Here is a 13,743-nt window from a genome sequence, read left to right on the forward strand (position 1 = left end):
TTTTTCAAAATGATTAGAACCATATCCGCTGTGGTGATGTGTGTTGTTTTAGGCGCAGGAGCTTCTGTGTGTATTCCTGCTTACAATGCTAAAGCCACCTACATTGTGGATATAGAATCTCCCGACGGACCAAGGGGCTACGGCGTGTACATTGGTGCAACTGCCGAGCAGCTTCACGCTAAGCTTGATAATGACACCAATATCGGGCTTGCAATAATCGATGCCCAGAACGTATCCGCTGAGGATGTGGGATCTCTTAAGGCCCACGGAAGGAGAATCTACAGCTATCTTAATGTGGGTTCACTTGAGGAATTCAGGGATTACTACAGCACCTTTGAAGGACTTACACTCTCTGCTTATGATAACTGGCCCGGTGAGTACTGGATCGATGTCTCAGAGCAGGCATGGCAGGATTATGTTGTTGATAATATTGCAGCGGAGCTGGTATTAAAGGGAGCTGATGGATTTTTCATAGATAATACTGATGTCTACTATCTCTATCAGCATAGCTGGATATATAAGGGACTTGTGAAGATACTTACCAGACTGAAGGATAAGTACCACCTTCCCATAATCATCAACGGTGGAGACATGTTTGTCAGTAAGCTCATGGATGATGGGAATACAGCGCTTATTGACGGCATAAATCAGGAGTCGGTTTTCAGCACCATTGAGGACTATGAGAATGGTGTGTTTGGCGAGCAGACCGCTATGGACAGGGCCTATATGGAGGAGTATCTGGCGAGAGCCTACAAGCAGGGACTTTTCGTGTACATGATTGAGTACACTCAGGATATGAGACTTGTTGATAAGATAAGGGAGTTTTGCCAGCAGAATGGATACAAGTGCTATGTTACTGATTCACTGTCGCTGGATGGGAATGTGTGACATATGATGATTATGGAAGCTTAAATAGTCTGATGATTTTGAAGAAATAAGATTTTTGAAATTCTAAGCATATTGATTAGAAGATATGTGATGCTATTGATAATGAGAAAAGAAGGTTGGGCGATATGAATAGATGTGTAATTGTTGGGGGATCTACGATAGGAAATTATGAATTTGTCCGTGATCACATTAGGGTTACAGATTATGTAATCTACTGTGATTGCGGACTTTCTCATATGGAGAAGCTGGGAGCTGCACCTTCTCTTATTGTGGGAGATTTCGACTCCCACGAGAATCCGCACATGGATGTTGAGACTATTGTGTTGCCCACAGAAAAGGACGATACCGACACTGTTTATGCGGTGAAGGAAGGCATAAAGCGTGGGTACACGGAGTTTGTGCTCGTTGGAGTTTTGGGAAAACGCTTCGACCACACCCTTGGGAATCTTGCAATTCTTCTTATGTTGGATGAGAAGGGCTGTGATGGAATGATAGTTGATGACTACTCTGAGATAAGGGTGGTTTCAGGTAAAACAGACAATGTTATTTCTAGAGAAGCTGATGAAAGTACTGTTTCTCTAAAGAGCGGTACTGGATATATAGAAATTCCGTCAGGCTGTAAGTATTTCTCTCTCCTGGCAGCAGGCGGTGATGCGCACGGAGTAACAATCCGGGATGCCAAGTACAATATTGAGGAGGCAGACCTTTGTACAAGCTTTCCACTTGGGGTTTCCAATGAAGTTCCTGAAGGTAATACCGCTAAGGTAAGTGTACGAGAAGGGAAACTGTTCGTAATTATTGTGGTAAGTGAGTGAGATTGCGTTATAGAGAATAATTATTTGCGTTATATGGTTTATTTTGGCGCGGAAATTTCCTCCTTTTGACTGGCATTCAACCAGGAAGGTTTATATATGGGCGATAGACGTAACGGATTACGAAAAACAAATGATAATTCTGAGGACTGTTACGCCAAAACCAAGAAATGATATTGAGCCGACGTACTTTTACACAAATTTCTCTAAGATTATATTTGACGAGTGTTTAAATTAAAGGAAAAATTACGCCGGCATGAATTGTTTTAGAAGAATAGGTTGCACGCAAACGGAATAACGATAACATTTGTAAAAAAGAGATGGACCGGAAGGCACATAATTTGCAAGACCGGCGTAACGCAGATATTACAGGGATAAAAAATGCAGTCTGAATACAAAAATCCAAAAGCATAGACTGAACAAAAGTTCCGTAAAAAGCGGCAACCGCCCAAACCAGAACACAACACATCTAATGTACAGAAAATAAGGGTTAATAAGTATAATTATTACGGTTACAAAATTAGTGGATTGCCCACAAAATATAAAACGCAGCAAGAATAAGTGCTATAAATGCAGAAGAGAAAAACATAGAAGAAAATAGTAACAGAAGCTTGTATGCAGTAGCTTAGCAAGAAACAATAATAAACCAAAGACAATACATCTGATAAAACCTGATAGAGAGGATTTAGGTATGAAATTCACCAACGAAAATGGGGCACTTGTAGCAAAAAGGCAGGGCGAGACACTTAGAATCGAAGCCTGGGGAAAGAATGCCCTGAGAATACGCACAACAATGTATCCTGAATTTACAGGAAGAAACTGGGCACTTACAAATAATGCAGCGGACGATCCCGGTAAAAAGAACAATTCCAAGGATCATGTAACTGCAGCAAATTCAGTAATATCAATAACGGCAAGGGAGGATGGCCCCTTTGCTGAAATTAAAAACGGAAGAGTAAAGGCAACCGTGAACTTTGCGGGAGTTATCACTTTTTATAAGGATGACGTGATGTTCCTCAGAGAGTACTTCAGATGCTACGGCGGAACAGAGTCAAAGGAATCAAGATGCCTTAAATATGTAAACAGAGATTACAAGCCTCATGTGGGAGGAGACTACCGCATCACTCAGAAATTTGAGAGTAACGACGGCGAGAAGATCTTCGGAATGGGCCAGTATCAGCATGCATACACAGACTTAAAGGGATGCATACTTGATCTTGAGCAGAGAAATTCACAGGTATCAATTCCCTTTGCAGTATCAAGTCTTGGCTACGGATTCCTCTGGAACAATCCGGCAGTTGGACGCGTAACCTTCGGTAACAACTACACTGAGTGGGTGGCAGAGGCTACCAAGGAGCTTGATTACTGGATCACAGTAGCTGACACACCAAAGGAAATAGTTGAGAATTACACTGAGGAAACAGGACGTTCACCCAAGATGCCTGATGACCTTCTTGGCCTCTGGCAGTGCAAGCTTCGCTACCGCACACAGGAGGAGGTTCTCAAGGTTGCTCACGACTGTAAGGAGCACGGCGTTCCGATCGACTGCATCGTAATCGACTTCTTCCACTGGACAGTTCAGGGCGATTGGAAGTTCGACAAGACCTACTGGCCTGATCCCAAGGCAATGGTTGATGAGCTTCACAGCATGGGCATCAAGGTTGTGGTATCCGTATGGCCTACAGTTGATAAGAGAAGTGAGCACTTCTATGACATGCTTGAGCGCGGCCTTCTTATGAAAAATGAGAGAGGCGGACTTCAGAACTATGACTTCGAGGGTGACTGCACAGTATTCGATGCTACTAACCCCGAGGCGAGAGATTATGTCTGGGAAGTTTGCAAAAAGAATTACTATGACCTTGGCATAGATATGTTCTGGCTTGATAATTCAGAGCCTGATCTAGTAAAATATGACTTTGATTCAATGCGCTATTACATGGGACCCGCACTTGAAGTGAGCAACATCTATCCTCAGTACTACAGCAGAGTATTTTATGACAAGATGACTAAGCTTCAGGAAAAGCCCGTAGTCAGCCTTCTTCGCTCAGCCTGGGCAGGAAGCCAGAAGTACGGCAATGTTGTCTGGTCAGGTGATGTTCCCAGTACCTTCGAGGCACTTCGCGATCAGCTGGCAGCAGGTCTTAACATGGGACTTGCAGGAATTTCATGGTGGACAACAGACATCGGCGGCTTCATGACTGATGATGTAAACGATCCTGATTTCAGACAGCTCCTTATCAGATGGTATGAGTTTGCGGTATTTTCACCCATCCTCAGAATCCACGGAGACCGCGGACCCTACAATATTCCTGCGCTTGATGACAGAAACTTTGGAGGCGGATATCTCCACACCGGTCAGGACAACGAGCTTTGGAGCTACGGTGAGGATAACTTCAAGATCATGAAGGATCAGCTTGATCTTCGTCATGAGCTTAAGCCCTACATCAAGACTCTTTACAAGGAGACAAGCGAAAACGGAGCACCTATCATCAGAACACTTTTCTACGAATTCCCTGAGGACAAAAAGTGCTGGGAAACCTATGATGAGTACATGTTCGGTGACAAGTATCTCGTAGCACCTATCCTTGAGCTCAACCAGTTCGAGAGAGAGGTTTACCTCCCTGCCGGAAAGTGGGAAGATATAAGAGACGGCAAGACCTACGAGGGTGGCCAGACAATAACTGCCAAGGCACCCATCGAGTCAATTCCGGTATTTAAGAGAGTTTAATGAAGAAAAAATTTCATCGCACAATTTCATTACTATTAACAGTCTGCATCCTGTCAGGGTGCAGACTTCCTTTTCGTGCAGACAATCGCACGGAGGGGGAGAGAAAATACCCTGAATTCCTGACTATCGACATCTACGATACCCAGGCCAATACCCAGGGATTGCAGCGCGGATGGTTTGCGAAAAAGGTTCGCGACAAATTCAATATGCAGCTAAATATCATCTCCTCCAACACAGACCTTAGCTCTGATGCGACCTATGAAACCATGCGTGCATCAGGAAAGCTGGGGGACATTATAATCACAAATGTAGATAACGGAAGGCTTTCAGAGCTTGTACGCGAGGGTCTGGTATTAGATCTCTCGCCCTACCTTGATAACTGCGAGAACCTGAAACAATATGAGGAACAGATCACATTAACTTCCGCCTTTGCGGACGCGGAGGGAAGCTGGGCGGTTCCAAGCGAGATATCAGACTTTCCGTCAACTGAGCCCTCTGAGATCATCGAGCCCACTAACGCTCCGACACTCAGATGGGATTTATATAAAAAGGCAGGCTATCCTGAGATCACTACCTTAGAGGACCTTTTACCAATTCTTAAGACCATGCAGAACATGGCAGGAAAAAGTGATTCGGGAAAAGACGTCTATGCCTTCAGCTTATTCGGAGACTGGGACGGCGGAGCCATGCAGAACGCAGGTGCCCTGACGTCACTATATGGATATGACATTCAGGGATTTGTCATGCTAAATCCCGAGAACGGTGATATACAATCCGTTGCCAATCCCAATTCCCTTTACCTTAAGATGCTTCACTTTTTATTCGAAGCAAACCAGATGGGCCTGGTAGATCCGGAATCCCAGGTGCAGAACTACGAGACCGTCGCATCAAAGATGAAGGATGGCGCGGTGCTCTATTCCTTCTGGCCCTGGATGGGAGAATCACTTTACAACTCCGATGAGCATTTGGCTCTTGGCAAGGGCTTCGCATCAGTAAAAATGGATGATGCAAGCTACATCTGCTGGGGTAATGATCCAAATGGAAAACAGAGCTTTTCAATAATGGTCGGCGGCAATACCAAGGATCCCCAGAGAATGGTGGACTTCATCGACTGGCTATATTCTGATGAAGGAATCGAGTGCTGTGGATCTCCTACAGGTGACTTCAGAGGTCCTGAAAACCTCACCTGGGTTAACACAGAAAACGGACCAAAGCTCACAGACTTCGGAGTGGATGCTTTCATAAACATGACTGAGGCGCTGGATGTTCCAGAGGAATTTGGCGGCGGAACCTGGAAGGCAGGCGTATCAGGCCTTAACTTCAAGCCCGTTGATTTGAAAAATGTTGACAAGAACGACATAGATTTTTGCTACCAGAACTGGGATGACTACAAGGAGAAGACCACAGTCAGCATCACGGAGGACTGGCAGAAGCACTATAAGACAGACCTCACACCGATACAATATTTTGAAAAACAAAACCTTATCTCTGTAATCCCCGGAACCGAGTGGGCAGCAGAGGACTATCCGGATTACATCAAAACCGTGGAGCTGCAGTGCAGACAGACACTGGTAGATTATTCGTGGAAAATGGTATTTGCAAGGGACGAGGATGAATTTGACAGTCTTCAGGATACCATGCTTAGTACTCTGGTGCGACTGGGATTTGATGAGGTTATAAAGATCAACGTCCGCTACGCTCAGGACAGATACGAGGTTTTGAAAAATGCGGCGGAGGTGTCACAATGAGGCGCCAGGGAAGGGTTGGAAAGCAGATGTACAGGATTCTGCTCTTGACCCTGATAATACCAATAGGAATAATCGGTATCATCGCCGCAGCGATTCTGGTAAGGCAGATGAACGGCAGATATGAGGAGCAGGTAAAGGCTGAGAACACACGAGTTAAATCAATCCTGTTTGATGTGACTTCGAGTCTTTACACGAACCTTGAGCCAGTGGTGTCCGTGCAGGCATATAGAGACATGTTCTCATCGGATACCTTCGGTGAAACAGAGGAGAGGCAGTACAACGAGGTAAACCGCACCATCACTTCGATGAAAAGATCCACCGCCTCCATCTCGTCTATAAATGTATATACCAATAATCCCGGGATTCCTACGGGGAACTACATAATTAACGTCGGCACAACAGGAATAGAGGAGTCGGGAGATGCGGCAGGGATGGCAGCAGGGAGCGGTCCCGCGGATGATCCTTTTTCAAGATTCGAGTGGTACAGAGGAATAGATCCTGATGCCTGGGAGTCCTACACCTGCATACATGTGCCGCTGAACGAGTACGAGGCAGCCTATGAGCTTACACTTGTAAGGCGCTTCAATACAGGAGCTTCGAAGAACAGAGCCTACGTTGTTGCAACCGTAAGCACCAACTACCTCAGGAACAGACTTATAACAACTGATAATTACATGCTGGCATGTCTCGAGGATTTACCTGCATTTTTCTCATCTGAGTATGATGACAGGGAAAAGGAGATGCCGGAGATATTCTCCGAAAACACATCTAACTACAATTATCTCAGGGATATCATGCTGGATGGAAAACTGGCTCTGACCTACGTTTCCAGCTTTGTGCCCTACAAGGTTGATAAAAGATTCTACGTACTTGTGGGTGACTACAGTGCTCACAAAGCGGTAAGGGAAATCCTCATGGGATTTTTGCTGGTGCTTTTCATAGCAATACTTGGACCTGTGACGGCGATCGTGCTTTATTCAAGGTACTTCACCCACAGAGTCTATACACTGAGAGAAGCCATGCACCGCGCCAGCACCGGTGACTACGACATAATTGAAAGCATCAGCGGAGACGATGAGCTCTCCGACACCTTCAATGACCTAAAGCTCACAACCGAGCAGATAAGAGAGAACGAAGCGAAATACTACGAGGCCAAGATCCATGAGCAGGAGCTTGTAAACATGCAGCAGAACATGGAATTCAAGATGCTCTCGGGACAGATAAATCCTCACTTTCTATATAATACCTTAGAGGCCATCCGCATGCAGGCAATCCGCGGAGGCGACAGAGACGTAGCAACCTCTGTAAAATATCTTGCGAAAATTATGCACTATGTTCTTGAGAGTACGGGAACCAGCACCTCCAAGCTCTCGGATGAGCTTAAGCACGTAGAGAGCTACCTTCAGATACAAAGGCTCCGCTTTGGTGAGAAGGTTGCCTGGAATTTCTACATATCAGATGATGTTAAGCCCGATGAATACGAGATTCTGCCGCTTTTGATACAGCCCATAGTTGAGAATGCCATAAGCCATGGCCTTAAGGATATGGATAAAAATGGCCACATCAGCATCGTCGCAGAGTACGAGAGCAAAAATAAGGAAAATGAGGGCTGTCTTATTATCACCATCAATGACGATGGTAAGGGAATGAACGAGGAAGAGGTCATAGCCCTTAATAAGTCTCTTGATGAGAAGCGAACAGATACTGATGGAAAGGGAGCTGCCAGCATAGGACTTTATAACATACATCAGAGGATAAAGCTCCACTACGGTAAGCAATACGGACTGACAATACGCTCCAGGGAAGGCAAGGGTACCAGCGTTGAGCTGCGCCTCCCGGAGAGTACGAAGGAATAAAAAATAAGAGGAGAAAGAAAATGCGTGACAAAAAACAATTACTTCAGGACTGCATGAACAGAATGATTGAAGAAAATGAGTTGGCGGGAGTTAATTTCCTTGTTCTTAAGGATGGAAAAGAGGAGCTCTACGCTGAGGCTGGCTTTGCTAACCGCGAGGAGAAAAAGCCCTTTAAGCGTGACACCATCGTGAGACTTTACTCACAGAGTAAGCCCATCACAGCAGCTGCAGCAATGCTTCTTTTCCAGGACGGAATCATCGATCTCTACGAGCCCGTTGGAAAGTACATCGACAGCTTCAATAATCAGGAGATAGTCGAAGCAGGAGTAAGAAGACCTGTAAGAGCAGATCGTCCCATGTTCATCAAGGACCTTCTGGACATGACTTCAGGACTTGTGTATCCCTTCACAGATACAATCTCTGAGATCGAGACAGGCAATATCTATAACGAAATGATAGACAGATTCAGCACTGACAACATGATGAGCACCATGGAATTTGCTGAGCGTCTCGGCAAGGTTCCGCTTGCTTTTCAGCCCGGTGAGCACTTCAGATACGGCACAAGCGCTGACATTCTCGGAGCTGTAATTGAGAAGGCGTCCGGAATGAAGCTTGGTGAATTCATGGAGGAGAGACTCTTTAAGCCTTTAAATATGAAGGACACAGCCTTCTATGTGCCTGATGAAAAGCAGGACAGATACGCTATGGCTTATAACTGCTACGGTTCGGAGCCCGTTCCCTACAGCGGCAATAACCTTGGAATCCGCGACGATGGCAAAAAGAACGCCTTCGAGTCAGGCGGAGCAGGACTTTTCTCAACAATCGATGACTACGCTAACTTTGCAAGAATGCTCATGAACGACGGAACCTTCGAAGGAGAAGAGATCCTCACAAAGAGATGTGTTCGCTTCATGACAAGCCCTCAGCTCACAGATGCTCAGCAGAATGACCTCTACGGCTGGTCCACACTCGGAGGATTTTCCTATGGTAACCTTATGCGTATCATGAAGAATCCTGACCGCGCAGGCATCATGGCAGGCATGGGAGAGTACGGCTGGGATGGATGGCTCGGACCTTACTTTGCAAACGATCCCGAGTCCAAAACTACAATACTTATGCTGACCCAGCGCGTAGACTACGGTACAGGCCCCGCTACCCGTAAGTTCAGGAACATTATTTTCTCCTGATAACCCAGGTACAAAAATTACAGTATTTTATGTAAAAATATTTGGGTACTTGAAAAATACATATTCTTCTAAAATTACACTCGTAGGAAATACTGCCGAGGAAACGGCAACCTACGAGTGTTTTTTTCATGGGATACACCTGTGAAATGTATGGGAGGATAAAAAAGTGAAAAAGGAAAAAGCGGCGCAAATCGCCTACTATCCCTATCGTATTATTTCTGTAGCACTTCTCGTGATTCTGTTCTTTCCGGGACTTAATGTTGCGAGAGTAAGTGGTCTTATCAATAGAAGCACATCGCTTCTTACAACCGGATTTTCCTATGGAAATTTAATATCCAATTTCGGAAGAGCATTTAGAAAGGGCTGGGTTTTAGAGTCCACAATGAGACTCCTTAATCTTTCTAGTCTTGCAATCTGTATCGGCATTATCGCTTGTGCGGTAGGTGCGTGCCTTTCTCTTGGAAACAGGAAATGCAAGTTTGCAGGAAACCTCATAAGCACTGTAGGAGCGGTGATCTCAGCCTGCTCAATGGGAGGCATATGGTCAGCATATTTTCAGATAGCTGCAACCACAAAGCCCTCAAAGGTTGAGCCCATGTTCCAGAACTTCTTCTACATAATGCTGGTGCTTCTGGTTCTCATGGTGGTTATTTCCATCGCGGTTCTCTTCCTTGTAGGAAGACCTGAGAAGAGTGAAAAGTTCGAGATGGAAACAAGGTTCAAATTGTTCCTTATGTTCCTTCCCTTCATAGTTCTGACCTTCGTGTTCTGCTACCTGCCTCTCTTTGGCTGGAGATACGCATTCTTCGATTACAAATCCGGAGATACGCTGAGCATGGACAACTTCGTGGCCTTCAAGTGGTTCGCGCAGCTTGTCAGAAATAAGTCCACAACAAGGGACATCGTAAATGTTATGAAAAACACCCTTGCAATGAGCGGACTCGGTATCGCAACAAGCTGGCTTCCGATGGCCTTTGCGATCTTTTTATCAGAAATTAAAAACAGCAGATTCAGAAGATTCGTACAGACCTTCACAACAATCCCCAATTTCATAAGCTGGGTTCTTGTGTTCGCGATTGCCTTCTGTATCTTCTCAACAGATGGATTCATAAGCTCAATGATGATCAATCTCGGCATTTGGACCGAGGGTAAGAACTTCCTTATGAGTGGTTCTAACACATGGCTGAAGATGCTTCTCTGGGGACTCTGGAAGGGACTTGGCTGGAGCGCAATCATTTACATCGCCGGTATCTCAGGTATTGACCAGCAGCTTTACGAAGCGGCAACAGTTGATGGTGCAGGACGTTTCCAGAAGATGTGGCACGTAACTGTTCCCGGACTTATGCCTACCTTCTATGTTCTGCTCCTGATGGCTGTGGCAGGTATTCTGTCAAACGGAATGGATCAGTACCTGGTTTTTGAAAATTCATCAAATACAACACAGATCATGGTTCTCGACCTTTACGTTTATAAGATGGGTATCGTAAAAGGTGCTATCCCGCTTTCAACCGTAGTGGGAATGCTTAAATCTGTGATAAGCGTAACACTGTTGTATGTTGCAAACACCATTAGTAAGGTGCTTCGCGGCGAGACCATCGTATAAGAGGAGTGAAAAAATGAGTAGCATGGCAAGTGCAGCTAGACTTGAGGCCAAGGCCGAGAGAGAGTATGAAAAAAAGCGCAGCAAAATGATGAAGAAAACACCGGGAGACATCATTTTCAATATCATTAACTACACGGTATTTGCGATCTTTACAATCATTTGTATTTTCCCGTTTTACTACCTTTTCATTAACACGATAAGTGACAATGAGCTGGTAAGAAAAGGACTTATAAACTTCGTTCCGAGAGGGATACACTTTGAAAACTATATAAGACTTCTTCAGGTTAACGACCTCTTCGGAGCATTCGGAGTAACACTTGCGAGAACTATTTTCGGAACAATGTTCATGGTTCTTGCGTCAGCCTTCGTGGGCTATCTTGTTACAAAAAAGGAGATGTGGGGAAGAAGCTTCTGGTACAGATTCCTTGTTATCACAATGTACTTCAATGCAGGAATCATCCCGTGGTATCTGAACATGGCAATGCTGGGACTGACCAATTCCTTCTGGGCTTACATTATTCCCGCAATCGTTGCTCCCTATAACATCATCCTGGTTAAGACCTACATTGAGTCAGCGATTCCCGGAGAGCTTGAGGAGAGTGCATCCCTCGATGGAGCTTCACACCTTAAGATTTTCTGGACAATAATCCTTCCGCTTTCAAAGCCGATCCTTGCAACAATTGCAATCTTCGGTGCGGTAGGTCACTGGAACTCATTCCAGGATTCACTTATTTTGATGCAGTCAGCGCCCAAGCTCTACACACTGCAGCACAGACTGTACATCTACCTTAATACAACAAGTAACCTGTCAGCACTCATGAGCGCCGGCAGTACATCCGGAATCAGCAAGAGCGTACTTGACTCGGCGCTGAACGGAAAGGTTATCAAGTACACAATCGCAATGGTAACCATCATCCCGATCCTGCTCGTATATCCCTTCATGCAACGCTACTTCGAGAAGGGAATAATGATTGGAGCAGTTAAAGGTTAACCCACCCGTATGGGTATTTCATAAAGGAGGAAGAAATGAAAAAGAAGGTATTATCAATTTTACTGGCTTCCACAATGGCATTTTCATTAGCTGCCTGTGGAACAAGCAACCCTGCAGGAACTACAACAGGTACAGACACAGATACTGCAGATGACGCAGACGATGCAGAGGATGCTGCAGAGGACAGCGCAGAAGAGGTTTCAGAGGAAGCTGCTGACAGCGCAGACACTGCAGACACTGCAGAGGACGCAGGTGATGCTGCAGATGCAGCAGAAACTTCAGGAGAGCTCGAGGGAGATTTATCAGACATCATCCCTTCAGAGACAGTAACTCTTGATGTTTACGATCAGCTTGCTAACTACTCAGGCGAGCAGACAGGCTGGTTTGGCCAGGTTATGCTTGAGAAGTTCAATGTTAAGCTCAACATCATCCCTGAGAATGACGGTGTCTATGACACACGTATGGAGTCCGGTAACCTCGGTGACCTTGTAATCTGGGGAAATGACGGTGACCAGTATCAGCAGGCAGTAGATAAGGGAATGCTCTTCGATTGGGAAGAGGATGATCTTGTAAAGGATTATGGACCTTACATCCAGGCAAACATGGGACCTGCTCTTGAGAAAAATAAAGGAATTTCATCAGACGGTAAGCTCTATGGTATCGGTCATGATGTTACAAGATCTGCAGAAGATCCCGGCTCATTCATGTACACATGGGATCTTAGATATGATCTTTACAAGGAGATCGGTTCTCCTGAAATCAAGGACCTCGACGGACTTGTAGATGTTCTTGCACAGATGAAGGAAGCTTGCCCTACAGATGATAACGGCAATCCGACCTACGGCGTATCACTTTTCAATGACTGGGACGGCGACATGGTAATGTTCGTTAAGTCTACAGCAACAGCTTACTACGGATATGATGAGTTCGGTCTTGGACTCTATGATCCTTCAACACAGACATATCATCCTGTACTTGAGGAGAACGGTCCTTACCTTACAGCACTTAAGTTCTACAATACACTTTACCAGAAGGGCCTTCTTGATCCCGATTCACAGACACAGGGCTTCAACGGTATGCAGGAAGATTATCAGAACGGAACAGCTTTCTTAAACGTATTTAACTTCATGGGTTCCGCTCTTTACAACACACCTGATCACCTGGCAGCAGGCAAGGGTATGTTCCCTGTAAAGCCTGCAGAGGCTAAGCCTATCAGATATGGTCTTAACATCTATGGTGGTAACAGAATCTGGTCAATCGGTGCAAACACAGAGTATCCTGAGCTTTGCATGGCTATCATCAACTGGCTTGCAACTCCCGAGGGACGTATGATCGCTGAGTATGGTCCTAAGGACGTTTGCTGGTACTACGATGAAAACGGCAACACATGCTTCACAGAGACAGGTCTTGCATGCAAGACAGACATCTCAACAGAGATAGGCAACGGCTACGAAGGTACTTATGATGACGGTTCCTTCAAGATGAACAATACAACATGGGCACTTGACGCTCCTAACCCTGACAGCAACGGTGAAACATTCAACTATCGTAACTGGGCAAGCTTCTCAAACGAGGCTGGTTCTGACATCGAGAAGGATTGGAGAGACTTCGCAGGCGCTAACACACCTGACCTTTACCTTGATAAGCAGGATTACATCCTTGCACCCGGCACAATGTACACTGGCGGCGTTCGTTCTGATGAGCTCCAGGTTGTTTGGGATCAGGTTGCTACCTGCGTAAAGGACAACTCTTGGAAGGCTATCTATGCTGAGTCTGATGAAGAGTTCGACAAGATCGTTGCAGACATGATCCAGCAGGCTGACGAGTACGGCTATGCAGAGTGCGTTGAGTTCCAGGAGAACGAGGCTAAGCTTCGCGCAGACGCTGAGAAGGCAGCACTTGCAGAATAATTATTTGTAACCCACCTCCT

9 protein-coding genes are annotated in these 13,743 nt (G+C 45.5%); all 9 read left to right on the forward strand.

Annotated elements, in window-relative coordinates; genetic code table 11:
* Positions 1-9 precede the first annotated feature (9 nt).
* The 9 genes from G587_RS0103400 to G587_RS0103440 all read left to right on the forward strand — a co-directional run bounded on the left by G587_RS0103400 (position 10) and on the right by G587_RS0103440 (position 13,723).
* Positions 10-888 carry an endo alpha-1,4 polygalactosaminidase gene (locus G587_RS0103400; RefSeq protein WP_026491097.1) on the forward strand — a complete coding sequence of 293 codons (879 nt, stop codon included), beginning with the start codon at positions 10-12 and terminating at the stop codon, positions 886-888.
* Positions 889-1,013: 125 nt separating this feature from the next.
* Positions 1,014-1,703 carry a thiamine diphosphokinase gene (locus tag G587_RS0103405; RefSeq protein ID WP_026491098.1) on the forward strand — a complete coding sequence of 230 codons (690 nt, stop codon included), beginning with the start codon at positions 1,014-1,016 and terminating at the stop codon, positions 1,701-1,703.
* A 688-nt stretch (positions 1,704-2,391) separates the two neighbouring features.
* Positions 2,392-4,428 carry a glycoside hydrolase family 31 protein gene (locus tag G587_RS0103410; protein ID WP_026491099.1) on the forward strand — a complete coding sequence of 679 codons (2,037 nt, stop codon included), beginning with the start codon at positions 2,392-2,394 and terminating at the stop codon, positions 4,426-4,428.
* Positions 4,428-6,176, forward strand: coding sequence for an extracellular solute-binding protein (locus tag G587_RS0103415; protein ID WP_026491100.1), 1,749 nt, complete (start codon positions 4,428-4,430; stop codon positions 6,174-6,176). The genes G587_RS0103410 and G587_RS0103415 overlap by 1 nt, the downstream gene beginning before the upstream one ends.
* A complete protein-coding gene (locus G587_RS0103420) occupies positions 6,173-8,032 on the forward strand; it encodes a sensor histidine kinase (protein ID WP_026491101.1) in 1,860 nt (619 codons plus the stop codon). Before G587_RS0103415 ends, G587_RS0103420 begins: the two co-directional genes overlap by 4 nt.
* A gap of 20 nt (positions 8,033-8,052) precedes the next feature.
* Positions 8,053-9,219 carry a serine hydrolase domain-containing protein gene (locus G587_RS0103425; RefSeq protein ID WP_051200658.1) on the forward strand — a complete coding sequence of 389 codons (1,167 nt, stop codon included), beginning with the start codon at positions 8,053-8,055 and terminating at the stop codon, positions 9,217-9,219.
* A 166-nt stretch (positions 9,220-9,385) separates the two neighbouring features.
* Positions 9,386-10,822, forward strand: a complete 1,437-nt coding sequence (locus G587_RS26575; RefSeq protein ID WP_026491103.1) for an ABC transporter permease subunit — start codon at positions 9,386-9,388, stop codon at positions 10,820-10,822.
* Between the two features lie 22 nt (positions 10,823-10,844).
* Positions 10,845-11,813, forward strand: a complete 969-nt coding sequence (locus tag G587_RS0103435) for a carbohydrate ABC transporter permease (protein WP_035785666.1) — start codon at positions 10,845-10,847, stop codon at positions 11,811-11,813.
* A gap of 35 nt (positions 11,814-11,848) precedes the next feature.
* Positions 11,849-13,723, forward strand: coding sequence for a cytochrome c oxidase subunit IV (locus G587_RS0103440; RefSeq protein ID WP_026491105.1), 1,875 nt, complete (start codon positions 11,849-11,851; stop codon positions 13,721-13,723).
* The last annotated feature ends 20 nt before the right edge of the window (positions 13,724-13,743 follow it).

This window comes from Butyrivibrio sp. XPD2002, assembly GCF_000423945.1.
Classification (GTDB): domain Bacteria; phylum Bacillota; class Clostridia; order Lachnospirales; family Lachnospiraceae; genus Butyrivibrio.